Origin of the sequence: Enterococcus sp. DIV1758 (genome assembly GCF_051711985.1) — a bacterium.
GTDB lineage: Bacteria > Bacillota > Bacilli > Lactobacillales > Enterococcaceae > Enterococcus > Enterococcus faecalis.
Genome location: NZ_JBIOOA010000001.1, coordinates 2305077 through 2331419 on the forward strand (window position 1 = coordinate 2305077; position 26343 = coordinate 2331419).

Annotated in this window: 31 protein-coding genes and 2 riboswitches; of the genes, 6 read left to right on the forward strand and 25 right to left on the reverse strand. The window is 39.1% G+C overall.

The annotated features are described in order from the left end of the window. From rsmI to IGJ52_RS11250, 11 genes are all read right to left on the reverse strand, one after another. Entirely contained in the window at positions 1-873 is an 873-nt protein-coding gene (rsmI, locus tag IGJ52_RS11200; RefSeq protein ID WP_002359438.1) for a 16S rRNA (cytidine(1402)-2'-O)-methyltransferase, read from the reverse strand. 111 nt (positions 874-984) lie between these two features. Continuing rightward, on the reverse strand, positions 985-1332 hold the full coding sequence (locus IGJ52_RS11205; RefSeq protein WP_002356372.1) for a DNA replication initiation control protein YabA: 348 nt from the start codon (positions 1330-1332) through the stop codon (positions 985-987). After that, positions 1325-2164, reverse strand: coding sequence for a PSP1 domain-containing protein (locus tag IGJ52_RS11210; protein WP_002356371.1), 840 nt, complete (start codon positions 2162-2164; stop codon positions 1325-1327). Before IGJ52_RS11210 ends, IGJ52_RS11205 begins: the two co-directional genes overlap by 8 nt. A 116-nt stretch (positions 2165-2280) precedes the next feature. Further along, a complete protein-coding gene (gene holB, locus IGJ52_RS11215) occupies positions 2281-3231 on the reverse strand; it encodes a DNA polymerase III subunit delta' (RefSeq protein WP_010816727.1) in 951 nt (316 codons plus the stop codon). A gap of 1 nt (position 3232) precedes the next feature. Next, on the reverse strand, positions 3233-3562 hold the full coding sequence (locus tag IGJ52_RS11220; protein ID WP_002356367.1) for a cyclic-di-AMP receptor: 330 nt from the start codon (positions 3560-3562) through the stop codon (positions 3233-3235). 19 nt (positions 3563-3581) lie between these two features. Beyond that, complete coding sequence (gene tmk / locus IGJ52_RS11225; protein ID WP_002356366.1) at positions 3582-4220, reverse strand: dTMP kinase; 639 nt, start codon at positions 4218-4220, stop codon at positions 3582-3584. Positions 4221-4428: 208 nt separating this feature from the next. Beyond that, a complete protein-coding gene (recR, locus tag IGJ52_RS11230) occupies positions 4429-5025 on the reverse strand; it encodes a recombination mediator RecR (protein ID WP_002356363.1) in 597 nt (198 codons plus the stop codon). A 175-nt stretch (positions 5026-5200) separates the two neighbouring features. Further along, positions 5201-5863, reverse strand: coding sequence for a thiaminase II (gene tenA, locus IGJ52_RS11235; protein WP_002362330.1), 663 nt, complete (start codon positions 5861-5863; stop codon positions 5201-5203). 11 nt (positions 5864-5874) lie between these two features. Beyond that, positions 5875-6528, reverse strand: a complete 654-nt coding sequence (locus IGJ52_RS11240; RefSeq protein WP_002359432.1) for a CbiQ family ECF transporter T component — start codon at positions 6526-6528, stop codon at positions 5875-5877. Next, positions 6519-7877: an ABC transporter ATP-binding protein gene (locus IGJ52_RS11245; RefSeq protein ID WP_048949447.1), complete on the reverse strand. Its 1359-nt coding sequence runs from the start codon at positions 7875-7877 to the stop codon at positions 6519-6521. The genes IGJ52_RS11240 and IGJ52_RS11245 overlap by 10 nt, the downstream gene beginning before the upstream one ends. Further along, positions 7874-8437: an ECF transporter S component gene (locus tag IGJ52_RS11250; protein WP_002359429.1), complete on the reverse strand. Its 564-nt coding sequence runs from the start codon at positions 8435-8437 to the stop codon at positions 7874-7876. Before IGJ52_RS11250 ends, IGJ52_RS11245 begins: the two co-directional genes overlap by 4 nt. A gap of 104 nt (positions 8438-8541) precedes the next feature. Beyond that, a riboswitch (TPP riboswitch) is annotated at positions 8542-8632 on the reverse strand. A 178-nt stretch (positions 8633-8810) separates the two neighbouring features. Here IGJ52_RS11250 and IGJ52_RS11255 point away from each other — a divergent pair. Both IGJ52_RS11255 and IGJ52_RS11260 read left to right on the forward strand, forming a co-directional pair. Continuing rightward, positions 8811-9596: a TraX family protein gene (locus IGJ52_RS11255; protein ID WP_085406402.1), complete on the forward strand. Its 786-nt coding sequence runs from the start codon at positions 8811-8813 to the stop codon at positions 9594-9596. A 163-nt stretch (positions 9597-9759) separates the two neighbouring features. Continuing rightward, the gene (locus tag IGJ52_RS11260) at positions 9760-11121 is read left to right on the forward strand and encodes an MFS transporter (protein ID WP_241708692.1); all 1362 of its coding nucleotides are present in this window, start codon (positions 9760-9762) and stop codon (positions 11119-11121) included. 69 nt (positions 11122-11190) lie between these two features. Here IGJ52_RS11260 and IGJ52_RS11265 read toward each other — a convergent pair whose 3' ends face one another. Further along, entirely contained in the window at positions 11191-12363 is a 1173-nt protein-coding gene (locus IGJ52_RS11265) for an MFS transporter (protein ID WP_002382489.1), read from the reverse strand. Positions 12364-12507: 144 nt separating this feature from the next. Between IGJ52_RS11265 and IGJ52_RS11270 the strand changes: the two genes are divergently transcribed. Continuing rightward, complete coding sequence (locus IGJ52_RS11270) at positions 12508-12864, forward strand: winged helix-turn-helix transcriptional regulator (RefSeq protein ID WP_002356348.1); 357 nt, start codon at positions 12508-12510, stop codon at positions 12862-12864. Between the two features lie 93 nt (positions 12865-12957). On the opposite strand, the gene thiD is transcribed toward IGJ52_RS11270, so the two are convergent. The 8 genes from thiD to galE form a co-directional block, all read right to left on the reverse strand. Further along, positions 12958-13788, reverse strand: a complete 831-nt coding sequence (gene thiD, locus IGJ52_RS11275; protein WP_438792117.1) for a bifunctional hydroxymethylpyrimidine kinase/phosphomethylpyrimidine kinase — start codon at positions 13786-13788, stop codon at positions 12958-12960. Then, complete coding sequence (thiE, locus tag IGJ52_RS11280) at positions 13785-14420, reverse strand: thiamine phosphate synthase (protein ID WP_438792118.1); 636 nt, start codon at positions 14418-14420, stop codon at positions 13785-13787. The genes thiD and thiE overlap by 4 nt, the downstream gene beginning before the upstream one ends. Then, a complete protein-coding gene (locus IGJ52_RS11285; RefSeq protein WP_002397896.1) occupies positions 14417-15235 on the reverse strand; it encodes a hydroxyethylthiazole kinase in 819 nt (272 codons plus the stop codon). Before IGJ52_RS11285 ends, thiE begins: the two co-directional genes overlap by 4 nt. Then, positions 15219-15707, reverse strand: a complete 489-nt coding sequence (gene thiW / locus IGJ52_RS11290) for an energy coupling factor transporter S component ThiW (RefSeq protein ID WP_002356342.1) — start codon at positions 15705-15707, stop codon at positions 15219-15221. Before thiW ends, IGJ52_RS11285 begins: the two co-directional genes overlap by 17 nt. A gap of 140 nt (positions 15708-15847) precedes the next feature. Further along, positions 15848-15936: riboswitch (TPP riboswitch) on the reverse strand. A gap of 147 nt (positions 15937-16083) precedes the next feature. Next, positions 16084-16398: a YbaB/EbfC family nucleoid-associated protein gene (locus IGJ52_RS11295; RefSeq protein ID WP_002382484.1), complete on the reverse strand. Its 315-nt coding sequence runs from the start codon at positions 16396-16398 to the stop codon at positions 16084-16086. A gap of 20 nt (positions 16399-16418) precedes the next feature. Continuing rightward, the gene (gene dnaX, locus IGJ52_RS11300; protein ID WP_002376472.1) at positions 16419-18179 is read right to left on the reverse strand and encodes a DNA polymerase III subunit gamma/tau; all 1761 of its coding nucleotides are present in this window, start codon (positions 18177-18179) and stop codon (positions 16419-16421) included. 71 nt (positions 18180-18250) lie between these two features. Beyond that, positions 18251-19501 (reverse strand): UDP-glucose--hexose-1-phosphate uridylyltransferase, encoded by a 1251-nt coding sequence (locus tag IGJ52_RS11305; protein WP_025191181.1) that lies wholly within the window; start codon positions 19499-19501, stop codon positions 18251-18253. Next, positions 19482-20474, reverse strand: a complete 993-nt coding sequence (galE, locus tag IGJ52_RS11310; protein WP_438792119.1) for a UDP-glucose 4-epimerase GalE — start codon at positions 20472-20474, stop codon at positions 19482-19484. The genes IGJ52_RS11305 and galE overlap by 20 nt, the downstream gene beginning before the upstream one ends. Before the next feature lie 267 nt (positions 20475-20741). Here galE and IGJ52_RS11315 point away from each other — a divergent pair, with 267 nt between their 5' ends. Beyond that, positions 20742-20909 (forward strand): DUF3042 family protein, encoded by a 168-nt coding sequence (locus IGJ52_RS11315; RefSeq protein ID WP_002356337.1) that lies wholly within the window; start codon positions 20742-20744, stop codon positions 20907-20909. A 162-nt stretch (positions 20910-21071) separates the two neighbouring features. Here the strand turns inward: IGJ52_RS11315 and IGJ52_RS11320 are convergent, their stop codons facing one another. Then, positions 21072-22910 (reverse strand): FAD/NAD(P)-binding protein, encoded by a 1839-nt coding sequence (locus IGJ52_RS11320; protein ID WP_438792120.1) that lies wholly within the window; start codon positions 22908-22910, stop codon positions 21072-21074. Between the two features lie 13 nt (positions 22911-22923). Further along, positions 22924-23274 carry a DUF488 domain-containing protein gene (locus IGJ52_RS11325; RefSeq protein WP_002362343.1) on the reverse strand — a complete coding sequence of 117 codons (351 nt, stop codon included), beginning with the start codon at positions 23272-23274 and terminating at the stop codon, positions 22924-22926. Positions 23275-23640: 366 nt separating this feature from the next. On the opposite strand from IGJ52_RS11325, the gene IGJ52_RS11330 reads away from it, so the two are divergent. Together IGJ52_RS11330 and IGJ52_RS11335 are read left to right on the forward strand one after the other, a co-directional pair. Further along, positions 23641-24267: a hypothetical protein gene (locus IGJ52_RS11330; RefSeq protein WP_227280392.1), complete on the forward strand. Its 627-nt coding sequence runs from the start codon at positions 23641-23643 to the stop codon at positions 24265-24267. A 20-nt stretch (positions 24268-24287) separates the two neighbouring features. Then, positions 24288-24686, forward strand: coding sequence for a hypothetical protein (locus IGJ52_RS11335; RefSeq protein ID WP_002416078.1), 399 nt, complete (start codon positions 24288-24290; stop codon positions 24684-24686). 51 nt (positions 24687-24737) lie between these two features. Here IGJ52_RS11335 and IGJ52_RS11340 read toward each other — a convergent pair whose 3' ends face one another. Genes IGJ52_RS11340 through IGJ52_RS11350 form a run of 3 tightly spaced genes read right to left on the reverse strand, consistent with a single transcriptional unit; the run spans position 24738 to position 26342 of the window. Beyond that, complete coding sequence (locus tag IGJ52_RS11340; protein ID WP_002356334.1) at positions 24738-25136, reverse strand: rhodanese-like domain-containing protein; 399 nt, start codon at positions 25134-25136, stop codon at positions 24738-24740. A 15-nt stretch (positions 25137-25151) separates the two neighbouring features. Next, positions 25152-26123: an ROK family glucokinase gene (locus IGJ52_RS11345; protein ID WP_002356333.1), complete on the reverse strand. Its 972-nt coding sequence runs from the start codon at positions 26121-26123 to the stop codon at positions 25152-25154. Then, positions 26124-26342: a YqgQ family protein gene (locus IGJ52_RS11350; protein WP_002356332.1), complete on the reverse strand. Its 219-nt coding sequence runs from the start codon at positions 26340-26342 to the stop codon at positions 26124-26126. Between the last annotated feature and the right edge of the window lies 1 nt (position 26343).

The window sequence follows — 26343 nt, forward strand, 5'->3', positions numbered from 1 at the left end:
TTAAATGGAATGATATTCTTTATATACTTCTTGTTTTTTTACATTTCTCAATTTGGCCACTTCTTTGATCGCCTCTTTTGAACTCCGTCCCTCTTCCTCCATTAAAACTTGTACATGTTCTTTGAGGGAAATAGCTGGCATTGCTGCTATTGTCTCTTTCTCACCAGTAAATCCGCTAACTAATAAACAACACTCGCCTTTTAGCGTATTTTCTGCTAAATATTCTGTTAGTTCTCCTAAGGTACCTCGTAAATACTCTTCGTGAAGTTTCGTTAATTCTCGACAAATCACAGCAGGGCGTTCTTGACCATAGACTTCAGCAAACGTTGCTACCGTTTTAGCAATCCGATAGGGGGACTCATAAAAAATCTGTGTCGGCCGTTCTTCTTTTAATGCTGATAACACGTCTTTCTGTTCCTTTTTCTTTCTTGGTAAAAAACCATAAAACGTAAATGGCTGTGGTAAAAGACCCGAGGCAATCAAGGCGGTCATTCCTGCCGTAGGTCCTGGCAAGGCAATCACTGCCAGTTCTTCTTCAAGACATGCTGTAACCAATTCATGACCAGGATCACTAATTGAAGGCATACCTGCATCGCTAACTTGGGCAATCGTTTCACCATTCAGCAATCGTGTAATCAGTTGAGGAATTCGCTCTTTGTAATTATGTTCGTGTAAACTAATTTGTGGTGTTGTAATCTCAAAATGATTTAGCAATTTTTGTGTGTTTCTTGTGTCCTCACTAGCAATCACCGTTGCTTCTTTCAATATGTTTAAACAACGAATACTCATATCTTCTAAATTGCCGATCGGTGTTGGGACAAGATACAATTTTCCTTTTGTTGTTTGCTTATCAAAACTTTTCTGTTTTTGCATAGCGCATCCCTCATTTTCCTTTTTCGTTCTATAAATAGATAAAGGTTTGATTTGACAATCGATTGACTGTCAAACCAAACCTTTCCTTTTTATTTGCAGTGTCCACTAGACTTAACGCGTACGTTCCCCATAAATAACATCAAGACAAAAGGCACATTCTTCATCATTTTCACGTCTTGAACCATATAAAATATTGCAGACATGGAAGCCCTCTTCATAAAGTTTTTCCAAATTCATACGTGATTTTGATAGCTCTTGTTTTTCAGTTTCAGTTGTATTTCCTGCTAACTTATTCAGTTCTTGGAGATGCTCCCGTAAGCGTTGGTTTTCGATTTCCAACGTGGTATTTTTTTCTACCAACTCATGGAGTGCTGCTTTAATTTCTCTTAATTGTGTCACGGAACTGTCTAAATCAGTTTCCAACGAATTTAATCCATCATAGAGCGAACGTTTATCCATTTTGATCACCTTTTTCAGCAGCAACTTTCGCAGTAGCTTCTTTGATTTCTTCGTAATCATAATCCGCTGCGATTTCACGACCATGCAGACGAACTTTGACAATCCGACTTAATAGATTCAACCCGACGACTTTACCTTTGCCATCTGGTGTTATTACTTCTTTTCCATAATCTGGTAATTCTTTTTTAGCGGCTTCATATTCGTCGTTTTCGTATTTCAAACAACACATTAAGCGGCCACATAATCCCGAAATTTTGACAGGATTTAAAGATAACCCTTGATCTTTAGCCATTTTGATTGAAACTGGCATAAAATCTCCTAGAAATGTTGAGCAACATAGTTGTCTGCCACAAGGGCCAATGCCACCTAATATTTTCGCTTCATCTCGGACACCAATTTGACGTAACTCAATTCGCGTCCGGAAAATAGCCGCTAAGTCTTTGACTAATTCACGAAAATCAATTCGCCCATCTGCCGTAAAGTAAAAAATCATTTTGCTACGATCGAAGGTATATTCTACTCGCACTAATTTCATTTTTAAGTCATGAGCTCGAATTTTTTCATTGGCAATGCTTTTGGCAGCTTCTGCATCAGCCAAATTTTTTTGTTCTTTTTCTAAATCATTGGCTGTTGCTTTATTTAAAATGGGTTTTAGGTCCTCTGGTAAATCGTCTGAATCGACTGTTTTTTTAGGAATAGCAACAGTAGCTAATTGTTTTGACTGTTGAGATTCAACGAGTACTTTCTCATTATAAATATACTCAGATTTTCCAGGAGCAAAATAATAGATATGACCGGCTTCACGGAAGCGAACTCCTACTACTTCTACCATTTTATTCCTCCTAATCTAGTTCAAGTGAACGTCGCTTCAATCGGTTAAGGAACTTGCTGAAACAGCTAAGTTCCTACTATATTATGAAACTGAATGCCACTTGGCACTTTTTTCCTTTATGATTTAGGGTGAATCATTTGGATAACTAATTGTTCACAAACATTTTGCCAACTAACATTGGCAGTCCATTTTTGGCGTGCTTTCAAAATTAGCGCCAACCGTTCCGCCTGCTCTTCCGTTACTTTTTTGGCTTGCTGTGTCGCAACACTTTCTTCCAATAATTGACGGTAATAAACCATGAGCAAGTCAAAGCTAAGCGCTTGTTGTTCTTTTTCCTTAAATACTTTGACCATTTTCTTCTGAACGTAGATAAATGCCTGTAAATCATTACTTTTTAGATAATTAAACCATTGCAAAATGATTTCCCTAGCTTCATTAAACCATTCATCTTGAGAGATTTCAACTGCTTTCTCAAAACTATTTGTCAGCTCAGCTAAAAGGGTTGCAGTCTTTTCACCAACCCCCTGTTTGATTAAGCGATCAATTAATGTTTTTTTGACTAATGGTTGAAAATGTAAGGTTTGGCATCGTGATTGAATCGTTGGTAAAATTCGAGAAAGCGAAGTGGTTTCTAAAATAGCTAAAATTTGTCCTTCTGGTTCTTCTAAAAATTTTAAGAGACTATTGGCTGCGCCGGTACTCATTTTATCTGCTTCTTGAATTAAGAAAACTTTTTTAGCAGTCTCGACCCCACTTTTAGAAAACTCCGCTTTTAATTCACGGATTTGGTTCACTTTGATGGTTTGCCCATCTGGCGCAATTCTTAAAACATCTGGATGTTCATTTTCATTAATCCGCACACAATTATGGCATTCGTTACAAGGCTGTTGATTTACTAAATTCGTACAAAAGACATGTTTCGCCATCCATAAGCCAAATTCTTGTTTTCCAGTTCCTGTATCTCCTTCAAAAAGATAAGCATGGGCAAGACGACCATGCTCAAAACTTTTTTGGAGTTGCTTGTACAGCAAAGGTTGCATTTGCTGTAGCTGTTGTGCTTCATTCATCTTAATATTGATGGAATCCTTCAACTGGTAAGACGAAGCAAGTAGCGCCGCCTACTTCAACTTCCACAGGATAAGGAATTTGGCCATCCATTGTGATATCTAAAGTTACAGGTGTTGAAACATATTGTTTTCTTGATTGACATGTTTCTTTAATTAAAGCTAATGTTTCGTCGACACGTTCATCATCAATCCCAATAATAAATGTGCTGTTTCCCGCTTTTAAGAATCCACCTGTTGAGGATAATTTTGTAGCACGAATATTGGCATCAATAAATTCGTTGGCTAATCGGTTACTATCTTTGTCTTGTACAATGGCTAAAATAATCTTCATGGTCTACACCTTCCTATAATTAAAAGTTTTCTGGATAACGTTCAATAATCGCCTGATACGTTGCTTCTACGACAAGTTCTAAACTCATCCGTGCATCAATCTTTTTGATACGTTGTGGATTTTCTTCTGCTAATTTCAAATATTCATGACGAACACGTTGATGAAATTCTAATCCTTCTGAATCTAAGCGATCAATTTGCTGTGTTCGATTTTCTTGAATCCGCCGTAAGCCAGTATCTGAGTCAACGTCTAAATAAATTGTAAAATCTGGTGAGACACCTTCTGTCGCAAACGCATTAATTGAAGCAATGGGGGCAATCCCAATTCTACGCCCAGCGCCTTGGTAGGCTAATGAGCTGTCAACAAAACGATCACATAGGACTAAATGACCCGCTTCCAAAGCTGGCAAGATTTTTTCCACTAAATGTTGACGACGAGCAGCTGCGTAAAGTAAAGCTTCTGTTCGCTCATCCATTCTGTCATTTCTTGGATCTAAAATAACTGTTCGAATCTTTTCGGCAATCGGTATGCCGCCTGGTTCTCTTGTGGTGACAATTTTTCGTTTTGACTCTTTAGCTAATCTTTCAGAAACTTCCTTCAAAACACTGGTTTTGCCAGCGCCATCTGGACCTTCAAATGTGATAAAAATACCCTGCACGTGCGAAAACTCCAATCAATTTTTACTTGTATCTATTATACTTCATCTTGCTCTATCAGTCTAATTGAAATCCTTATATCCTATTTAAAGTGATGCATCCGCTGAAAAAAAGAAACTGAAAAAGAAGTACGGAAAAGCTTGAACTGCGACATTTTCTCACAGAAACGACCTACTTCGATTTCAACCTCTTTTTCCAACGATGTTTCTTTTAAATTTCTCGACGTCCTTCGACTGCTTTCAGCAAGGTTATTTCGTCTGCATATTCAATATCGCTGCCGACAGACAAGCCGTGTGCCAAACGAGTAACGGTGATTCCAGCTGGTTTAATGAGCCGTGATAAATACATCGCCGTCGCTTCTCCTTCAGTGGTAGCGTTGGTTGCTATAATGACCTCTTTCACTTCATCATCGTGCAATCGTTTGATCAAAGAGGCAATATTAATATCTTCTGGTCCTGTTCCTTCCATCGGTGAAAGCACCCCGTGGAGTACGTGATACAAGCCTTGATATTCACGCATTTTTTCCATTGCCATAACGTCTTTTGGTTCTTCCACTACTAAAATAATACTACGGTCACGATTTTTATCTTGGCAAATTTCACAAGGATCTTCTTCAGTAATATTTCCGCAAATACTACAGAAATGGAGATCTCTCTTGACACTAATTAGCGCTTTTGCAAAAGCATTAGCATCTTCTTCTTTCATATCAATTGTATAAAAAGCAAGCCGTGTCGCTGTTTTTTGACCAATTCCTGGTAATTTCATATAACTTTCAATCAATTTTGCAATCGGTTCTGGATAATTCATGAGGCTTCTACAGTCCTTTCTTAGCAAGGCGTTTCTGTTATTACTGAGCGAGTTATAACAGATTTTGCGTCACTGAATATCTTATCACGCCCTGTCAAAAAAGCAACTGACAATTACTGCTTTCTAATACAAAAACAAGTCGTTAGTTACGAGCACTAAACGACTTGTTTTTGTATTAACCAATCCAGGTTTCGTGTGTATAGGCCATTTCCCAAAAAGCGTATTCCATCTCACTGCTGATAACAAAAGCGGTGATCATAGCTGCTTGTTCTTGTGGTGAACTTTCTTCATATAATTGGTCTAACAGTTGGCGTTCCTCTTGGACGTGTTGGTACGCTTCCTCCCCAGCATAGGTTTCAATCCAACGTTGGTACAGTGGCTCTGGTGAGTGTTGTTTGACTAACTGTGCACCAATTTCTTGATAGAGCCAAGAACAAGGCAACATACTTGCTGCGGCCGTCTTAGGCGTTCCTTCAATAAGTTGGCGATACATATGAGAAACATAGTGATACGCGGTTGGTGCAATCGGTGTCGCTGCAACCTCTTCTTCCGTAATCGCTAGTTCTTCAAAAAAAGTTTCACGAATAGCTAATTCGCCCAACGCGAGATTTTCCGCATTTGTTAAGAGTAATTTTTTCAATCGAGGTTGTTGCGTCTGTGCCGCAATCAAGCGATAAAGTTGACTAAAGTGTTTTAAATAGTAATGATCTTGAATTAAATAGTAGCGAAAAATCGTTGGACTCAAGGTTCCTTCATGTAACTCTGTGATAAAAGGATGCTGAAAACTTCCTTGCCAAGAAGCTTGCGCTTGTTCTTTGGCTTGTTCTGTAAATGTCATAGGTTTCTCCTTTACGTTAGAAAAATAAACAAATTTGTAAAAATGATGATCAAAATAGCAAGCCCAAGACTGACTTTTGCTGACACAAAATGCTCTTTTCGACTTCTGGTGGCTCCTTCTTCATAGCCATGGGCGGACATTGCTTCCGTATATTTATCTCGCCAAGAAACAGCAACGAGCAGTGTTTTAACATAAAGCATCGGCGACCAAAAATGAAACGTTTTGCCACGGAGTAGGCTTGCTTCTTTTAAATCATTAATTTCTCTTTTCACTTCCGGTAAGGCGTGAACCACCACTAAAATTCCATAAACAAAGTTTGGTGCTAGCCCCTTTTGTTCCAATAACAACAATAATTCTTCAAAATCAACGCCTACAGCAAAAGCTAGTCCTAAACCGGCAAAGGCATACGTTCGGCTAAACAAAAGCCAGGCTTGTTGACTACTCGTACCATGCAAATAAATAGACCAAAACGTCCCGATTGCTGGTAAAAGTGGCAAGAAAAATAACCAAAGCAGTAAGCGGGATTTTCGCTGGCCTATTAAAAAAATGATACAACCCATAAAAACCGCCAAATTTGCCAAAATTGACTGAGAAAAAGATAATTCAAAGGTCAAAATAAGAATCAAAGAAGCATAAATTGCTGCATTTGTTTGCTTTATTTGCATGTGGTTCCCTCCTGCCAGATAATCAGTTGTTGATGCAGCAATTCTATTCGGTAATTGCTCACGCCAGAGAGAGGTTCTAGCCGATGCGTGACGATTAGAAAATCTTGTTGCGCACTTTTTTCTTTGATCCATTCAACAAAATAATTGCATGCTCGCTCATCTAATCCAGCAAAAGGTTCATCTAAAAGTAAACAGTCCAAATCTAAGCTCAGCAAACTAATTAATTGCACCATCTTTTTTTGCCCTTCACTTAGTTGAAAAACACTGTGCTCTAGTTTTTCTTTTAAACCTAAAAAAGTTAAGGCTTCCTCTTGTTTTCTTCTTTTTTCTGCTGTCATGTTCTGACCAAACAAAAGCTCTTCTCGTAAAGTCAACGTGACAAACTGACGATTGGCTTGTTGCACCGCTAATGTCATGTGTTGATACAATTTTTTTGAAGCCCGCAAGCGGCGGCCTGCCAAGAACATTTTTCCTTGATATTTTTGTCTCTGAACGATGGCTTTTAATAAGGTGGATTTCCCCGCCCCATTTGGCCCCGTCAACGTGGTAATTCCTTTAAAAAAAAGCGCTTCTTTTTCTTCAAGTAGCACTCGTTTCCCCTGAGACAAACGAAAATTTTTCAATTGGAGCATTGGTTGTTTTACCACAGAAGTTGTAAGCTGAAATGTCTGCGGTTTTGTTTTGATAAACGTCAACGGTTGCTTTTCAAACTGGCCATTTTTCAACGTGACGACTTGGTCCACAACATCAGCGTAATCGCTGAAATCGTGGTCGCACACCAAAATCGTTTTGCCTGCTTGATGGAGTCTTGCTAAGATTTGAATAAATTGTTTTCGAGAGGTTGGATCAATGCTTGCAAAAGGTTCATCTAATAAAAGAATATCTGGGTTCATTGCTAGCAGAACTGTCAACGCCGCTTTTTGTTTTTCACCACCAGATAACGTCGCTAATTCTCGTGTGAATAAGGTTTGAGTCTGAACAAGTTGAAGCGCTGTTTGGATTTTTCGGTTCATTTCTTCAGGCGAGATTCCTAAATTTTCTAAAGCAAAAATCAGTTCTCGTTCCAAGGTTTTCATTGTAAATTGTTGACTGGGGTTTTGAAACAGCATGCCAATTTTTTGCGCCTTTTCACGAGTTGATAATTGTCGGCGCTCCATTCCTTCAATCAAAATTTCTCCTTGGTAATCAAGCGGAGCAAATCCGGCAATCAATCGTAAGAGCGTTGATTTTCCACTACCACTATCGCCAATTAATAAGGAAAACGTTCCTTGAGGAATTGCTAAATTTGTCTTTTCAAACAAGGGTTGTTCTCGTGAAAAGGACACAGCTTTTAATTGGATACTATTCATTTTGCCTTCACAGCTAACCCTTGCGCAGACTGATACATTCGTAAAATAACTTTCGTTAAGAAAATACCAAAGAAACAAATGGAAACGAACCGAACGCTAATTAAAGCAATGTTCATCCCCAGACCGTAATTGCCATAACCAAACTTAAAGTATTCATACACATAACTAAAAATAGTCGTCCCAATCGCACTATAAAATAACGTGAGTGTATCGTACCGTTTGTAGCGTGTCACAAAAAAGCCACTTTCACTACCTAGGCCTTGAATCACACCAGAAATTAATACACTAGGTCCGAAATACGAACCATAAAGCATTTCTGCCAAAGCGGCTAAAACTTCCGCCAAAACAGCACTTCCCGCTCGTGGAATCAGCATCGCTGCAATTGGTGCCACCATGGTCCACATTCCAAATAAAAGCTCATTGGCAAATGGACTCAGTCCTAATGGTAACAGCGCAGCATTCAATAACGCATAGAGGAACCCTGCCCCCATAAAAACACCGCCAAACAAAAAGGCTAAAAAAGCGAGTAAGACGACTTGTTGCAATGACCATTTTTTCAATAAAAAAACTCCTTTCTCTTAACAAAAAGCAAAAGGAGTGACTTAAATAAACCCTGATAAAAGAAAACACACTCATCCTAGGACAGAATGAGTGCGTGAAAAATCAAAGTAAATCGGCATTTCCCTGCGACAGTACTAACTGCATCAGGTTCAATGGGTATCATCTCAGCCATAACAGCACCCCAAATGTTTTTTATTAAAATGTACTTTTACTATAGCATAGAATAATTATAAAAACTAGTCTTGGCACTTTTTTCTTTCATCAAAAGCTGAAGAAATCAAACAATTTTGTAAGATAACTGTTAGGCAAATAAATGGTTGGTTTTTCTGAACTTTGTTATATTGTTCTTTATGAAAGAGAGGCGTTTATACTATGGGTAAAACATTAACTGGCTTTCATTTGAAAGTCATTGGGGTTATTTCAATGGTCTTTGACCATCTATTGCAATTTTTTAGTTTTTTAGGCGTGCCTGGTTGGTTCGGATGGATTGGACGAATTGCTGCACCTATTTTCTTATTTGAAAGTTCTGAAGGCTTCATTCACACAAGCAATCGGCGAAAATACATGTTCCGGTTGTTGTTAGGCTTCTGGATTATGGGGATTCTGAACGGCATTTTAAATGCGTATTTTTCAACAGGTGGCTTAATTATCAATAATATTTTTGGGACGTTATTTTTAGGTACGGTCTACATGCAGTCTATGGACTATTTTAAACAAAAACAAATTGGTAAAGGGCTTCTTTGGTTTATTGTGCCTTTATTAATCAGTGCTCTACCTTTCGTCGTTTTTAGTTCTCCAGACATATTAAGCAACCCTGCTATCTTAATTGGTTTCCAAATTTTCAATCTGATTGTGCCATCACTAATGATGACAGAAGGTGGGTTTTTATTTGTTCTCTTGGCCGTGGCTTTTTATTTATTCCATGGCAAAAAGTGGTTACAAATTTCAGCAATTGGCGTTGTTGCGTTGATTTCAGCAGCCAGCTATAATTTCCAAGAACTATTCGGGGTGAACCACCAATGGATGATGATTTTAGCAGCGATTCCAATTGTTCTTTATAATGGTGAAAAAGGCCGTGGCATGCGGAATTTCTTTTATATTTTCTATCCAGCTCACATTGCTATTTTTGCAATTATTAGTTTCTTCATGCAACGTTAATTATTTTCTGCTTGACGATTGCCTAAAAACTGTTTACAATGCAACATGTAAACAAATCGTACAGATAACACGCAAGTTGCGTGTCGAGAGAGAGGCGGTTTCTATTCTTATAGAAACTGCTTCTATTTTTTTACGAAAAAATGAAAACTATAGAGGTGATTAAATGGAACAAAAAAACGTACGATTATTCCCTGCCGTTTTAGCGACAGGAATTATGTCTTTTGCTGGCGTATTAATTGAAACAGCAATGAATGTAACCTTTCCGACATTAACAAAGGAATTTGGTGTTTCCACCGGTACCGTGCAGTGGGTGACAACGATTTATTTATTAGTTATTTCTATCATGGTGCCCTTATCCAATTATTTATTAAAAACCTATTCGCTAAGACGCTTATTTATCGTTTCGAATCTTTTCTTTTTGATTGGTTTAGCGATTGATGTCTATTCGCCATCTTTCAGTATCTTGTTATTAGGCCGACTCTTCCAAGGGGCTAGCACTGGGATTGCTTTGCCACTGATGTTTCATATTATTTTGAACTTTACCCCGCTGGAAAAACGGGGAACGATGATGGGGGTAGGCACATTGACCACTTCAATTGCTCCAGCCATTGGTCCAACGTATGGTGGAATCTTAACATCTTCCCTGTCTTGGCACGCCATCTTTTTATTCTTAATTCCTATTTTACTACTTTCTTTGTTTATGGGATTATCGGCTATTCCAGAAATACCTGTTAAAAAAACCACCACTCTTGATTTGGTTAGTTTAATTGGTATTGCCCTGTTATTTAGTGGTTTGTTGATGTTTTTAAGTAAAATTGGCACATTGTTTGGCTGGCTTTCACTTCTGGCAGCCGTTATTGGCTTTGTTATTTTTTATAAACGAGCAACGACCGCTGAACAGCCACTAGTTCGTTTGACAATTTTAAAAAATCCCGCCTTCGTTTTATTTTTATGTGGCTTTTTAGTTTGTCAATTCTTATTGTTAGGTATTTCCTTTGTCTTACCAAACTTTGTTCAAATCGTCCTTGGAAAAAATGCGTTTGTAGCTGGGCTAGTCATGTTGCCAGGTGCTACAGTCGGGGCCATTTTGGCACCACTTTCTGGACGAGTGTTGGATCAATACGGCGCTAAAAAACCTATATTATTTGGCTTAAGTTTGGCGACAATCGGTTGGCTAGCTTTAACAATTTTACTAGAGATGCCTGTTTTATTAGGATTCGTCGCTGGACATGTTACCTATATGATTGGTCTAGGTTTTGCATACAGTAATATGATGACGACTGGTATGAGCTTGTTAGAGGAGAAAGATTTTGGCGACGGTAATACGTTATTTAATACACTTCAACAATTTTCTGGCGCTATTGCGACGGCCATCGTAGCGACGATTATTAATATCGCTCAAGACCACGCAGATAATTTTGCTCAGGGGACAACGATGGGCTCCCTCATTTCTCTGATTTTCTTGTTAACCTTATTAGTAATTGTTTTAATTGCTTGCTGGAATTATTTCCGCAAAAAAGCTTAAAAAAAAGCAGCTGGTCCGTTCCGTAGTGACCAGCTGTTTTTTTCTAGTTTTCTAAAGATAGTTGTTTTTTTATGCTTCTTGCTTCCGAATATATAGTACGAACAAGACGGCAATCAACACGATAAAGCCACCAAAAATCGGTGTATATGTTACTGATAAATGATCTGTGACTACCCCACCTGTCATTGAGCCAACGGTAATCCCAATATTAAAGGCTGCAATATTAAAAGCTGAGGCCAAAGTGATATCTTCTGGAACATACTTTTCCGCTAATTCTACAACATATAGTTGTAAACCAGGTACATTCATAAAGGCAAATAGACCCAACATCAAACTTGCTAATAAGCCTAGAAGACTGTTATCCATTAAAACAGTAATAAATAAAAAGACTAAGGACAGAATTAATAAGCTAAACATTTTTACTAACGAATCTAAAGGTTTTTTATTTGCCCAGTGACCACCTACTGTATTGCCAATTGCAACCATTACGCCATAAACAACTAAAATAATCACTACCGCATTGGCTGAAAAGCCTAAATTTTCCAATAACGGTGACAAGTACGTATATGCAGCAAACGTTCCACCATAACCAAAAGCAGTAATTAGAAAAGAGAAAACGAGGGGTTTGTTCGTAAAAATCCGCGTGATTCCTTTTAAGTCAACCTTTCCTGGTATCGGTAAATTTTTGGGAACTAAAAAATAACTAGCAATCAGTCCCACCAAGCCAATACTGGCTATAAAAAGAAAGGACATATGCCAAGCTGTTTGTTGCCCAATAAACGTCCCTAAAGGTACGCCAGTCACTGTTGCAACCGTTAAGCCCGTAAACATAATAGCAATAGCGCTAGCTCGACGTGACGGCGGCACAACATCTGCGGCGATGACAGTCGAAACAGACATGAAAATACCATGCGCCAATGCAGAAAGTATCCGCCCTACCAATAAAATAATAAACGTTGGCGCAAACGCAGCAATTAAATTCCCACTAATGAAAAGAAGCATAATCCCCAGCATTAATGAGCGACGATTCCATTTTCCTGTCAAAATTGTTAATAACGGCGCCCCAATCGTCACACCTAAAGCGTATAAAGAAACAGTCAAACCTGCTTGGGAAAGACTAATATGAAAACTTTTAACAATCATTGGTAATAAACCCACACTAATAAATTCTGTTGAACCGATTGCGAAAGCATTGATAGCTAATGCAAAGAGCGTTAAATTTGGTGAAATTTTCTTTTCCATTCTCTTCCTCCTAAAAAACATTTGAATTTCAACAAAAATTACTATATACTAAGATTGAAATTTTGATAAGTACCTACTTTTTTGTATCATAGGTACCTTTTAGTAACTTTTGTTTATTATCAACCTATTAAGGAGGAATGTTTTTTGGAAACTCGTACATATGCGATTGGTGTCGAAGCAACGATGGATGTTATTGGCGGCAAATGGAAACCAATTATTCTGTGTAATTTACGGCACGGCGCCATGCGCCCCAGCGATTTAAAACGCGGCATTACTGGCATTAGTCAAAAAATGCTGACACAACAATTACGGGAACTCGAAGAAGACAACATTATCGAGCGGAAAGTTTACAACCAAGTTCCACCAAAAGTCGAATATTATTTAAGCGATTATGGTCAAAGCCTCTCTGCTGTCTTAGATAACTTATGTAATTGGGGAGAATCCCACGTGGCTCATTTGCAAGAACAAGGCCAAGAAATTTATTTAAAATGTGAAGATTAGTGAACAAAACGTTTATAAACTATATAAAAAAGGAGCTTTAAGCTATTTAAGAGCCTGGAGAAAAATCTAAAATGATTTTTCCCCAGGCTCTTCTTATGCTTTAATAACTTGAATATCTTGCGTTAATTGGGCCCAATGATTAGTGGGTCCGTGGCCATGTCCAACAGAAATTGCTTGGCTAATGGCCCCTTGTATAAACTGTTTGCCAATCACAATCGCCGCTTCTAACGGCTTACCTTTTGCTAATTCGGCTGCGATACACGCTGAAAAAGTATCTCCTGTTCCATGAGTATTTTTCGTTACAATTCGTGGTGCACTTAGCCAAAAGCTCGAACCGTCTTCCATTAACACATAATCAGCCGCTTGTTGATTTGTGCTATGTCCGCCTTTCATAATAATATTTTTTGTGCCCAATTGCTGTAATTTTTTTGCTGCGGTCTGCATTTCTTGTTCTGTCTTGATGGTCGTCTCTAGTAAAACTTCCGCTTCTGGTAAATTAGGTGTCACGACCGTTGCTAATGGCAACAGTTGCTCTTTAATCGTTTGAACTGCCTCAGCTTCTAACAAATGATGTCCACCTTTAGCCACCATTACAGGATCGACAATCAACGGACCAAAATCAACTTTCTGCAAATTGCGAACAACAGCTTCGACACGCTCAATATCTGCTAACATCCCCGTTTTCGCTGCCCCAATTTTAAAATCAGCCGCCAGTGATTGAAATTGTGCATCAATAAATGAACTAGGAATCGGCAAACTTTCTTGTACGCCATACGTATTTTGTGCCGTCAATGCAATGACAATATTTAAGCCAAATGCCTGCCGCGCTTGAAATGTTTTTAAATCTGCTTGCATGCCAGCTCCCCCACCAGAATCAGAACCAGCAATCGTGACTACTTGTGGGGTCAAATTATATTCGGTCATTTTCTCGCCTCCAACATTCGCTCCGTTACACGCATCAACCCTTGAACTTTCTCGGCTATCTGTTCAGCCAGCATAATTTCACTGACCAGTGAAACACCAGCCACTCCCGTTCCCATAAGTTGTTCTATATTTTCTTCTTTGATCCCACCAATCGCCACAACAGGAATCGTGACTGCTGCAGCAATTTCAGAAAGTGTCTGCAAAGAAGTTAACGGACTGTCCTTAGTCGTTGTGGGGAAAATTGCGCCCACGCCTAAATAATCGGCGCCCTCGTTTTCCGCTTTAACTCCTCGTGCCACCGTTTTGGCTGAAACACCTACGATTTTTGTGGCCCCAACCAGTTTTCGCACAAGAGCAACCGGTAATTCATCATCCCCTATATGCACACCTGCCGCATCCACTGCCAAGCAAATATCGACACGATCATTAATAATCAACGGAATCTGATACGCATCTGTTACCGCTTTAACTTTCACTGCTAATTCGTAAAAGCGCCGTGTTGACACTTCCTTTTCGCGCAGTTGGACCAATGTCACTCCACTGCGACAAGCAGTTTCAATTCGGTTTAAAAATTCAGTATCACTAAAATCATACCGTCCTGTCACCAAATAAACTTTCAATTGCTCTCTCATAGCACTCGTCCTTTCACCGCCTCAAACCAATCCTTCTCCTTCATTAAAAGAGATAACTGATTTAACGTATTTTGGCGAAAATCGGCCAGCCCTTGGCTCTTAGTCTTGGCTTTTTCTCCGCAAAGATTAAAATAGCTCACTGCGGCTACTGCCGCAGTCATTGGCGCGTTGCCTTCACCTAATAAAGCGGCAACTAATGCGCCGACTAAATCGCCCGTGCCAGTGAAACAATCCAACTCAGGAACACCATTTTGTAAGACAATCACTTGCTCTTGGCTAACCAAGACATCTTGAATCCCTGTTGCTAAAAATACCGTCTGGGGAAACTTTTGCGTTTGTTGACGTAAAGCCTGAATCAGTTCCTCAATTGCTTCTTCACTTTGATCCAAAGGGCTGCCATCCACTCCTCGGCCATGACTCACCAACTGGCAAAAAGTCCGCATTTCTGAAAGATTCCCTTTCACAACGGTTGGCTGATTGTGCACCAGCTTTTCCCCAACTTCATTGCGAATATCACTGGCGCCATAACCGACTAAATCGACTACGGTCGGTTTATTCACTTGCCGAGCATAATCACTAGCTGCTAACAAGCTCTGCTCTCGTTCTTGTGATAAATGGCCTAAATTCAAAACCAAGGCACTGGTTTGCTGAAACAACTGCGGAAATTCCCGGGGATCATCTGCCATAATGGGTTTAGCATCAATATAAAGTAATGCATTCGCCATAGACTCACACGTAATTTCATTCGTAATGCACTGAATTAATGGTGCCGTTGTCAGTGGAAAAATCGTTTCAAACTTAACGCTTGTTTTCATAAAAGTACCCTCCCAAAAATAATTCCTGTGTTTGTTTAAATACCCGAGTTTCTTTCAGTTTTACTAAGACAAGCCAAGCAATCACTGAACCAATCAGTGTGGCACCAATAAATCGTGGTGTATAAATGAACCAATAAAAATTCTGCTTACTGCCAGTAAACCAAACCATTACAGGATAGGACAATAACGAGCCAATGATGCCTGTCCCAAAAATTTCCCCTAGCATCGACCAGCCTAATTTTTGTCCCCATTGATAAAATAAACCAGCAAAAAACGCGCCAAAAACGGCACCTGTTAACGCTAATGGCGGAATACCTAAGAATGTCATACGGATTAAGCCGCAGACAAGTGCCATGAGCGTTCCGTAAAGAGGACCTAATAAAACTCCGGCAATAATGTTCATGACACTGGACATAGGGGCCATTCCCTCAATTCGCATTAACGGCGATAATACAACGTCCATCGCAATCATTAAAGCCAGTAACGTAACTCTGTGGATTCGATTTTTTTCCACGTAAAAAAACTCCTTTCTGCGAGAAGCAAAAGGAGGCGCGACTGAAAAAGACAGAAAAACCCAACCACAAATAAACGTAGTTGGGTGCAATAATCGGTCAAAATTTCAAGACATTTCCCTGCGCCAGTCCTAACTGTTTCAGGTTCCATGGGTATAATCTCAGCTAATAGCACCCCAAATGTTTCTCTTCAATTGGCTTTAGTATAGCATAGTTTTTTGGAAGGGACTACTAAAATTGCCAAAGAGTTTTCCCACAAAAACAGAAAAAACATCATGCCCAAAAAGTTCGATTTTTTGGGCATGACGTTTTTCATACTTTCGTTTGTCTTATTTTTTAGAATCCTGGCATTCCTTTAGTGTATTTACCTAAAGTTGCTTCGGTTTCTTTTTCAATTTTTACTAACGCGTCGTTGACAGCCATAATGACTAAATCTTGTAACATATCAACGTCTTCAGGATCAACCACGTCTTCTTTAATGGTCAAATCTTTCATTGTGCGATCACCAGTAAAGGTCGCTGTCACAAGTTGATTGGTTGCTTCACCGATAAATTCTTTTTCATTTAGCGCTTCTTGCGCTTTGGCCATTTCTTTTTGCATTTTTTGTACTTGTTTCATCATGCCTTGCATGTTGCCCATTCCTCGCATCATAATTCCTCTACTCCTTCGTATTAATCATCTAGTACTTCGACAAGCTCTTCACCAAACATAGCGATTGCTTCATCTACTACTGGATTTTCTTGTGAATGTTCATTTGTTACAGGCGGTTCGTCCGCTAGACGAGCCATTTCATTTTCAGGTTCAGAATGATTCAAACTGCCCTGATTTTGGTTAATAAAACTTTGTCTTAGTTTTGGCCAGCTTTCTCTAGTAATGCAGACCATCTCTGGTGTATAGTCCATCAAACGGCTTAAATTATTATTGAAAGCTAACTGCATCTCTTCATCGTCTGTTGCACGAGCACAAACAATCTCATAGTCAAATGCCACCACAATCCCCTTAGGACTCGCTGCGACAGGTTCACTAGCCTTTAGCATCGCTCGTTGAGTCACAGATAATGTTTGCAGTAAGTCTTCCCAAACATTTTTCACATTCATTAAATGTGTTCTAGTCGCTTCGTTTAAGACTTGATATACCCGTTCTGTGGGTACACGGAACGAACTTTTTGGCGCTTGTGGTCGTGCTTGTTGACGTGGCGCATCTGCTTCTTTAGCAGCTACACCGTGTTTCTTTAATTCAGCCAGTTCTTTCTTCAGTTGCCCGATTTGATTTTGTAAATCTGCTAATTCTGGATTTCCCTCTGCACTACCACCTTGATTAGTTGTTTCTGGCGTGTTGTGTTTATTAGATTGCACCGTTTTAGCTAATTTGACAGTGGCTACTTCCAGATAGATATTCGCATTGTTGGTAAAGCGGATCTCATTTTGTGTGTCACTTAAAATTTGGATTAGTTGATATATTTTTTCAGCAGGTGTTTGTGTAGCTAGTTCCTTAAATGCTTCTGTCAAAGTTCCTGCTTTTTCTGCTAATAACTTCGGTGCTTGCTGATACATCAGCAAATCTCGACAATATAATAACAAATCTTCTAAGAAACGGCGCGCTTCTTTGCCTTCGCCTAAAATACTTTCCAAGCCTTCTAATGCTCGTTCAACATCACCGGCGACACAACACTGAATATAATGATCCATCATTTCATAGGTTAGGCTGCCTGTCACTTGCATTGCATCTTCCAGTGTTACTTTTTCATCACTAAATGAAATCGTTTGATCCAAGATACTCAAGGCATCTCGCATCCCACCTTCCGCAGCACGCCCAATCACATAAAGGGCTTGTTCCTCATAATCGAGAGCCATTTCCTGCATGATATGGGCCATATGATCGACGATATCTTGCGTACTAATTCGCTTAAAATCAAAGCGTTGCGTCCGTGAGATAATCGTTAACGGAATCTTGTGTGGTTCAGTCGTTGCTAAGATAAAAATAACATTTTGTGGTGGTTCTTCCAAGGTTTTTAAAAGTGCATTGAACGCGCCTGTTGATAGCATATGAACTTCATCAATAATATAAACTTTGTACTCGGCTTGTGTCGGTGCATACTTTGCTTTATCACGAATATCACGGATTTCTTCCACGCCATTATTACTCGCCGCATCAATTTCAATGACATCATTTAAACGACCTTCCGTAATGGCTACACAGGTTTCACAAACATTACAAGGTTCACCATCTTGACTATGTTTACAGTTAATCGCTTTAGCGAAAATTTTTGCGGCACTGGTTTTACCTGTACCACGAGGGCCAGTAAATAAATAGGCATGAGATGTTTTCTTTTGCACTATCGCATTTTTCAGTGTCTGAGTAATTGCTTTTTGTCCTACTACGTCATCGAAACGTTGTGAACGCCAGACCCGATAAAGTGCTTGATAAGCCATTTTTTACCCTCCCTTATTTTTCATTCTTATCTATTATACGTGATTTTTAGTCATTCGGCATCTTTTTTCTTTTAATGAGTCACTGGCGCAACCATTGCTAAAAAAGCCGCTTTTCCTTCACTTGTTTCTGCAAACGCACTGGCTTCTTTTAGTCGCTGTTGATACGCTGAAGCGACCGTTTCAAGCGCCTGCGTTTTCTGGTTGCTCCAAGTCATTAAACCTTGGACTTCTGCTAACGTTAACGAAGGCTTTGCTTGAGGTCGACTAAAAATTAAGTCCATGACATATAAAAGTTCTTTTCGTCGTGCAACGATTTGTATCTCATCCGTTGGCAGTTTCAGCGTTTGCCATTGCTCAAAAATATCATTTGCGGCTTGGGCAACTTCTGACGCATTCGGTCCCTCTAAGCGAAATGTCGCAACTGGCCAATTCACCATTCCTGCGTTGATTAAAGGATAGTTAGCTAACTCAACATATTCTGAAATGCTCGCTTCGGCTAATGGAAATTGTTGCAAACCCGTTTGATAATAGACATGCTCATTTTGTTCAAAGACAGCATCAATCCCAGCAAAATAATGAGGAAAGACCTCAACAATTTTCAACAATTGCTGAAAAGTCTTAACTGAACGTTTCGCTGCCTGATGTTTTTCAAACGCAATCACACCTTGTTGCTGATATTGTGCCTGTTTTACAAAGGAAAACCCCCAGCTTTCGCCATCTAAGTTCATTCGAATCACTCGATGGTTCGTAGTCGCAGGAAATTGCTGACTTCCCTGGTAGCCTTCTGTTGCCATGCACCATTCACAGCGGGGATATCTTTGTGCAGAGAGCGTTGCTTTTGGCGCCTCACTGTGGACCTTATTTGCTAAAAAATCACCATAGACTGTTGAAAAAACAACAGGTTCTTCCTGTTCAATGACCGTACCGTTTTTTTGACAAAGTTGGTAAAAATACTCGGTAGCCTCTTGTGGCTCTTTGGCATAATGTTGTGCAAAAAAAGCATTAACCACAGAAGGTGGCGGTGTCAACAAATCCATCAATTGCACCACGAACTGTTCTTTTTGTTGCTCTGTTTTTACAAGTTGATTGGCACTCGCAATTTGACACAATTGTTCCGCCAAATCAGCGGCGGGTGTTGCCACAGGCCGTATGTCTACTTCGCCTAATTCTTGTTCACCAATCATTGATAATAAACGGTTCTGAAGATATAAGCGATCCAATTCCATCCAACCACCTGCTTGAATAGCAAGTGTGGTAAAATCGGCAATCATTTGACTCGTGGTCATCGATTCATTCCTCCTATTACTTTTCTTGATATCCATGTGGATGAACTTGGTGCCATTGCCAAGCGGTGGCGATAATGTCCTTGACCTCAGTTACTTCTGGTTGCCAGCCTAAAACTCGTTTGGCTTTTTCACTAGAAGCAATTAATGTACTAGGATCCCCTGCTCGGCGTGGGGCGATTGTCGCAGGAATTTCTTGACCTGTCACTTCGCGAGCAGCATCTAACATTTCTTTAACAGAATAGCCGTTGTTGCTTCCCAAGTTAAAGACGTCACTTTCGCCGCCATTTTTCAAATATTCTAAAGCCAAAATATGTGCTGCAATCAAGTCTTCAATATAAACATAATCTCGAATGCACGTGCCATCTGGGGTATCATAATCATCCCCAAAAATACTTAGCTCTGCTCGTTGGCCTAATGCCACTTGTAAAATAATTGGTACAATATGCGTTTCTGGCGTGTGATCCTCACCAATTGAGTCATCTTTTTTTGCTCCTGCAACATTAAAATAACGCAAAGCAACATATTTCATTCCATAAGCGTTGTCGCACCATTTCATGATTTTTTCCATCATTAATTTACTTTCCCCATACGGATTTTTAGGATTCGTTGGGGTTTCTTCTGTAATAGGCATTGCTTTTGGTTCGCCATAAGTGGCCGCTGTGGAAGAAAAAACAATATGTTTCACTCCAAATTCTTGCATGACTTCCAAGGCAATTTGCGTGCCGTGAACATTGTTATTGAAATACATTAACGGTTTCTCCACGGATTCTCCTACTAAAGAATTGGCCGCAAAGTGCAACACCCCTTCAATTGATTCCTTTTCAAAGACACTACGTAAAAAAGCTTTATCACGAATATCGCCTTCATAGAAAGTCGCTTGTTCATGAACTGCTGAACGATGTCCCGTTAATAAATTATCAACAACCACAACGGCATACCCTTTTGAAATTAATTGATCGACGGCATGTGAGCCAATGTAGCCTGCGCCACCTAATACTAAAATAGACATAAATACGCTCCTTTTACTCTCTAATTTCTTTTTCTATTGTACCATTAAATAAGGTCTACTTCTGAATTATTTCATTTTGTAAACAGGATTTAATTTGGCCATTTCTCCTTATTCATTTTTCCTATCAAAATACAGAAAAGACTTGGTAAATTTTAACAAATCTCTAAATTAGTCGTAGAGTTTATGAAAAATCATTGTAACTATTGGATTTTTTTGCTTTTTTCCGTCATAATAGAAACAAATACAATTTGAAAGAAGGAATGAACGATGAAAAAATTTGTATCAGGTATGTTAGTCGGTACTGCTATCACAGTTGCTGCTTTAGCCGGTGTGGCTACAACTATTAAAAAAACAGTCATTGATCCAATTGAAGAAAAAGAAGATATGATTGAAGAAAACCGTAAAAAAGCGATGCGTAAACGTATTGCACGTTAAAAAATAGCTGTGACGTTGAGATAAAAAATCTAACGCCAAGAAATCAACAGGAGCGCTTCTGGCTCGGTTGATTCTCTTAAGCATAACAAGTGGTCATCCATCGCTTTGATGGATGACCACTTGTTATGCTTTCTTTTTTACCAAAGGAGCTGACTATTTTTCTTAACTATTAAAAATAGTGGCAGCAATCCGATCCATATCGCGCATATTCCAAGGATCCACACCAGGACGAGCTGCAGCGGCTGTTAACCAATGAATCCCTTCTGTTGGAATACCACAACTAAAAAGGCCTGTCGCCACCTGTCCATCTTTTGTGATGACTTGATTCGTGGCAGGCACAATCAAGAGTGCACCTGTTTTGACTATTTGACCATCAGCTAATGCCAGTTGATGGAGCGTAGCTAGCTTATCGGCTAACAACTGCCTCGTTAAAGGATTCAAACTTTTTTCATTATTAACTTTGGGAATGCGTGCTTCAATTAAAAAGTGACTATTATACCGATTTTCCGGAAACAAATTAGCATAAGTAATAAATTGACCCGCTTTCATTTCGACACGCATTTCTGGCCCCAGAATCGTGACTAATCCCAGTTCAACTAACGCCTGTAGCTCTTCTGTTCTTTCAACAGAAGGTCCCACTGACAAAAAGGTATTCAACGGGGTAAACCAATGCCACAACCACTTTTGACTCTCGTCATTCGTTAATAACCCTTCATCCAAAACAAAGCGAATCTGATCTCTTAAATCTTTTAAACTGTCTAAAGCAGTGGTCAAAGGACCGCTAAGATTGCCTTTCTCTGCTTCTTGAATATCCCATTTTAAATACTCTAGTAAAAACGAACGAAAACGTTCATGAGTGGTTTTCTTTGTTTCAGGATGTTCTAACACTTGCCAATCAAACCAATCTTGTTTTTCAAAGTGGGCTAAGCTTTTCGGCGCTCCCTTGGTTTGAATAAACAGCTGTTGAAAGGCCTCTTTAGAAAGATGCGGATATTTTTCTTCGATTAAGCAAGTGTAATACACATATTCCACTTCTTTTTTTAAATACCCAAAAAACTCTGCGCCTGTAACCTGTCCTTTTTTACGACATTCAGCTAAATACGTTTCGGTTAAAAAAACAGGCTGATAGGTTTCCCCGTAGCCTTTTTGATTATTCCCTCGAGGATGAGAAGGAAAACCGCGACCAGAACCAGCAATAATAATAGGCTCTCTTCCAGAAGGTTCATAACGTAAGCGGCCATTTTGACGAGAAAAAACACCCCCGCGGCCAATCGTCAAGGCAGATAAATAGTCAAAAAATGCCAAACCTAAGCCTTTTAACACAACAGGTTGTTTTGCGGGTATATTGGCAAGTGCCAATAAAGCATCCGCCGCATTTTTAGGGGAAGAATAAAACAAACGACGCTCCTTGGCGTAGTCCGCAAGCTCTTGTTCAACAGTCGTTAATTCATTTTCTTGGTGACCCATGGCTAAAATTACTTTGTCTGCCGTAAACTCAATGGATTGGGTGTACACATAATAGTTATCCTCTCCTGCCCGTACAGCAGTTACTGGCTCTTTAAAAAACGTCAGCGATGTTTGTTCGTTACATCGCGTGGCTAAATACGTATAAAACCATTTTTGGTACATGCCATAAAAAGCCCTCGAGCAGTGATCATTCGGTCCAAGGCGATGACATTCTTTCAACAACTCAAGATAATTATAGGGTTGTTGCTGTTGAATGTACTGCGCAGCTTCTGTTTGGGTCCATTCATAGAGAGTGGGTCCCTTGACAATTGGTCCTTCGCCACTAAAAGATTCATCTGTAAATAAAGTGACTTGACTAATCACGGTGTTCATTAATAAATAATTAGGTTGCTCTGCTCGCCAAATTTTCCCACCTGGACCGTATGGATCAAACAACGTGAGCTGAATATTTATTTCCGTTTTACGAGCCCATTCAATGACTCGTTCTGCAGCTGATAAGCCTCTGGGTCCAGCACCTACAATTGCAATTTTCATCCAATCACCTACTCTATTTTTCTAATAATTCTTTTAAGACAACCGCTTGATTATGCACTGTATCTTTCGCCCCATAGACCAGCGTGACTACTGGCTGATTTTTTACAATTGTCTGTAACTGCTTAAACGCTGTGGCAGTTGGCTCATGTTTCAATTCTTCTTGGTATTTTTGTTTAAACTCAGGATATTTATTTGCTTCATGATTAAACCATTTCCGTAGCTCTGTACTTGGGGCCACTTCTTTGAGCCATTCATCTAACTTTTCAGATTCCTTGGATTTTCCTCGTGGCCAAACACGGTCAACTAAAACACGGTAGCCATCTTGCTCTGTCGGTGCTTCATATGCTCGCTTGATTTGAATCATCTGCCTTCACCTCTTCTCTTTATTGTAGCTCAAAAAGTGAGGACTGACAAAAAAGAAAGTAAGTTCTTGTAATTAAAATACTAATAAATCAAGAATATCTTTATATTAGCAGTAAAAAGAAAAATTATTTTTTAACCATAAAAAAATTGATACTATTCTAAAAATGAGTCGAAGAGATACTAAATATGGCTTTTTGAAAAACCTTGTATCATTTTGTTAATATAACTGGTTCTATCATAAATTCTTATAATTAAACAACCATTGATTTCTACAGCAACAATTATTACAATTTAATTAAATAAAAAAAGGATGGATGAGTATTATGAAAAAATTTTTATCAGATTTACAAGTGTTGGTTTGTTGTCTTTGTTTTTTCCTCCTATTGTCACTTCTGCCGCTGAATTAAAACAATCACCACCAGATATTGATAGTGTGGAGACTTTTCTTGATAAAATGCAGGCAGATGAAAAAATTGCTGTTCTACCTGATGGTTCTATCGTTTCTGGAAATGGCATTGAAATTATAGATCCTGATACACAAAATGTAGTTGCTGTTGTAGAACCTGAAACATCCCCTTTATCTATTACAGTCGAAGAGTATCGAAACAAACAAAAATATTCACTTAACGAAGACTTAACTATTTCATTAATCAGACGAGGTTCACCTGCACCAAATAACAAAAATTATAATATAATGGTTCGTAAAGATACTTATCTTACTTCAAATTCCTTCAGTTCTCGCGGTTGGCGCTTTGCTGGTTATAACTATTTTCCGCAAAGCGGCACTGGAGCTTATCTTCTTTGGTATACATTTAAAGACTCTGCTATGATTGGTAGTATTTCAGAGGCACGAAATACGTATAGAACAGGTATCGCTCACGGAATTAGCGTCTACCCAGGTTCTCCTCGTTACCATACAGGTCCAGGCAATTTGACTACCTATTATACCTATAACCCAATTCCTGGTGCAAGCTATCTTGTTGCGAACTGGTAACTATAGAAAGGAGTATTGACATGAAAAAAAAGAACCTATACCCAGCGCTGATACTTTTTTTCCTAGTCAGTAGCATCGTGTGCTTATTTACTTTCAAACAAAATTTGCTGCCAGTTAAAGCAGATGCTTTGTCAGCACAGCAAGCAGTAAAAACTGAAATTAACCCCACTATTCAAGCAGCATTGAAAGATGCAGAAAAACAAGAAAACCCTCTCGAAAAATGGAGTGAAATGGTGCAGTTAAGTTCAGCAGATGATACAACGATTTTATATGCTTTAGAAGGCTTCATTCATGGACAAGTTATTCAAGGCGAAGGCACACCAGATGAAATCGTCTATGATAGCGACACCGATCCTAACGCCACAACTTTAGGTGAAATTCGTCAAGCCATTCGAGAACATTACAATTTAAACGAATAAAAGAGACAGAACGTATTTATCATTAATGATAAATACGTTCTGTCTCTTTTATTAACTATTTCTCTTTTTCACTTTCCCAGTCCAGCCATCATAGCCGCCTTTTAAAATATAAATATCAGTATAGCCATTTTTGCGTAATAAATTAGCTGCTCGGATACTTAAAGCTTTCTTCTGATCATAAAGATAAACAGGTTGATCCTTACGAAGAGAACCAATTGTTGTTTTTAACATGCTGTATGGCATGCTGCGCGCCCCTAAAATATGCCCAGCATCAAATGTATCTTTCTCACGAACATCAATCACTTGTGCTTTACGCATTGTTTCTTTAAATTCTTCTTCCGTCAGCATTTTTGCTGAACGTTTCACCATAATTTTCAAATATAATTCATTGAATACCATCGCTAGTACAATAACTAGCAAAATGCCATTGATTACCCATAAAATACTCATTCTAAAAAGCCCTCTCTATTTCTCTTTTGAAAATTGTAATGCTAGTGAAGCGGCACCAATCACGCCGGCCTCATTACCTAGCTCTGCTAATTTGATTTTTGTACTATTTCGAACTTGCGGGAAGGTAAATTCTTGGAAATATTTTTCGACACGACTACGTAAAAATTCTCCTGCTGCAGAAACACCTCCACCGATAACCACGCTATCTGGATTTAACGTGTTACCTAAGTTTCCTGTGGCTAAACCTAAATAGAAGCAAACACGATCCACAACCATTAAAGCAAAATGATCGCCTTTTTCGGCAAATTCAAAAACGTCTTTACTTGAAACATCTTGTCCATCATCAATCGCTTGTTTCAGTTCAGAGTCACCTGCAAACTCTTCTGATAAATGACGTGCAACACGAACGACACCAGTGGCACTAGAAACAGTTTCTAAACAGCCACGTTTCCCACAGGTACAGTCAAAGCCGTTAGGATCAACCGTCACATGCCCAACTTCACCAGCACAGCCAGCAACACCGTGGAGTAATTCTCCTGCTGCAACAATGCCTCCGCCGACACCTGTTCCTAAAGTAATAAAAATCACGTCGGGATTGTTTTCCCCCGCGCCTTTCCAACGCTCACCTAAAGCGGCAACATTGGCATCATTATCTAAGGCAAACGGAATTCCTAAAGCAGATTCGATTTGTTCTTTGACAGGCTGTACAGTCGTCCAGTTTAAATTATAGGCACCTACAACAGTTCCTTTTTCAATGTCGACACTTCCTGGTGTTCCCATACCAATTCCCACAAAATCTTCTTTTTTCATATTATAAAGATCTATACGGTGACGAATACTTTCAATAATTGATGGCACAATATGCTTGCCATCTTCTAAAATATTCGTTTCAATACTCCATTTTTGTTGAACAACGCCATCGGTTGTTAAAATAGCAAATTTGATGGTCGTTCCACCTAAATCAATCCCAATAATCTTCTTATCCATTTAGTCGATTCCTTTCTGCTTCCCTCTAGATTCTTCTATTCGATGCTCTCTTTGCAAAATATGCCGGGCCTGTAAATACGTATCTCGGTCTACCAATTGACCTTCATACAATTTTTTTAATTCAATCATCATTAACTCAATATCATAAATCCGTGCACCGACATAAATATACATCCCAAACTGTTTAAAAAGTTGTTGTACATCATATAACGTTTCCATA

Bases quoted from the DNA above. Each gene is read 5' to 3' on its own strand.
- rsmI (WP_002359438.1), bottom strand. From the start codon at position 873: ATGCAAAAACAGAAAAGTTTTGATAAGCAAACAACAAAAGGAAAATTG.
- IGJ52_RS11205 (WP_002356372.1), bottom strand. From the start codon at position 1,332: ATGGATAAACGTTCGCTCTATGATGGATTAAATTCGTTGGAAACTGAT.
- IGJ52_RS11210 (WP_002356371.1), bottom strand. From the start codon at position 2,164: ATGGTAGAAGTAGTAGGAGTTCGCTTCCGTGAAGCCGGTCATATCTAT.
- holB (WP_010816727.1), bottom strand. From the start codon at position 3,231: ATGAATGAAGCACAACAGCTACAGCAAATGCAACCTTTGCTGTACAAG.
- IGJ52_RS11220 (WP_002356367.1), bottom strand. From the start codon at position 3,562: ATGAAGATTATTTTAGCCATTGTACAAGACAAAGATAGTAACCGATTA.
- recR (WP_002356363.1), bottom strand. From the start codon at position 5,025: ATGAATTATCCAGAACCGATTGCAAAATTGATTGAAAGTTATATGAAA.
- tenA (WP_002362330.1), bottom strand. From the start codon at position 5,863: ATGACATTTACAGAACAAGCCAAAGAACAAGCGCAAGCTTCTTGGCAA.
- IGJ52_RS11240 (WP_002359432.1), bottom strand. From the start codon at position 6,528: ATGCAAATAAAGCAAACAAATGCAGCAATTTATGCTTCTTTGATTCTT.
- IGJ52_RS11245 (WP_048949447.1), bottom strand. From the start codon at position 7,877: ATGAATAGTATCCAATTAAAAGCTGTGTCCTTTTCACGAGAACAACCC.
- IGJ52_RS11255 (WP_085406402.1), top strand. From the start codon at position 8,811: ATGGGTAAAACATTAACTGGCTTTCATTTGAAAGTCATTGGGGTTATT.
- IGJ52_RS11260 (WP_241708692.1), top strand. From the start codon at position 9,760: ATGGAACAAAAAAACGTACGATTATTCCCTGCCGTTTTAGCGACAGGA.
- IGJ52_RS11265 (WP_002382489.1), bottom strand. From the start codon at position 12,363: ATGGAAAAGAAAATTTCACCAAATTTAACGCTCTTTGCATTAGCTATC.
- thiD (WP_438792117.1), bottom strand. From the start codon at position 13,788: ATGACCGAATATAATTTGACCCCACAAGTAGTCACGATTGCTGGTTCT.
- thiE (WP_438792118.1), bottom strand. From the start codon at position 14,420: ATGAGAGAGCAATTGAAAGTTTATTTGGTGACAGGACGGTATGATTTT.
- IGJ52_RS11285 (WP_002397896.1), bottom strand. From the start codon at position 15,235: ATGAAAACAAGCGTTAAGTTTGAAACGATTTTTCCACTGACAACGGCA.
- thiW (WP_002356342.1), bottom strand. From the start codon at position 15,707: ATGATTGCGATGGACGTTGTATTATCGCCGTTAATGCGAATTGAGGGA.
- IGJ52_RS11295 (WP_002382484.1), bottom strand. From the start codon at position 16,398: ATGATGCGAGGAATGGGCAACATGCAAGGCATGATGAAACAAGTACAA.
- dnaX (WP_002376472.1), bottom strand. From the start codon at position 18,179: ATGGCTTATCAAGCACTTTATCGGGTCTGGCGTTCACAACGTTTCGAT.
- IGJ52_RS11305 (WP_025191181.1), bottom strand. From the start codon at position 19,501: ATGGATATCAAGAAAAGTAATAGGAGGAATGAATCGATGACCACGAGT.
- galE (WP_438792119.1), bottom strand. From the start codon at position 20,474: ATGTCTATTTTAGTATTAGGTGGCGCAGGCTACATTGGCTCACATGCC.
- IGJ52_RS11315 (WP_002356337.1), top strand. From the start codon at position 20,742: ATGAAAAAATTTGTATCAGGTATGTTAGTCGGTACTGCTATCACAGTT.
- IGJ52_RS11320 (WP_438792120.1), bottom strand. From the start codon at position 22,910: ATGAAAATTGCAATTGTAGGTGCTGGACCCAGAGGCTTATCAGCTGCA.
- IGJ52_RS11325 (WP_002362343.1), bottom strand. From the start codon at position 23,274: ATGATTCAAATCAAGCGAGCATATGAAGCACCGACAGAGCAAGATGGC.
- IGJ52_RS11335 (WP_002416078.1), top strand. From the start codon at position 24,288: ATGAAAAAAAAGAACCTATACCCAGCGCTGATACTTTTTTTCCTAGTC.
- IGJ52_RS11340 (WP_002356334.1), bottom strand. From the start codon at position 25,136: ATGAGTATTTTATGGGTAATCAATGGCATTTTGCTAGTTATTGTACTA.
- IGJ52_RS11345 (WP_002356333.1), bottom strand. From the start codon at position 26,123: ATGGATAAGAAGATTATTGGGATTGATTTAGGTGGAACGACCATCAAA.
- IGJ52_RS11350 (WP_002356332.1), bottom strand. From the start codon at position 26,342: ATGGAAACGTTATATGATGTACAACAACTTTTTAAACAGTTTGGGATG.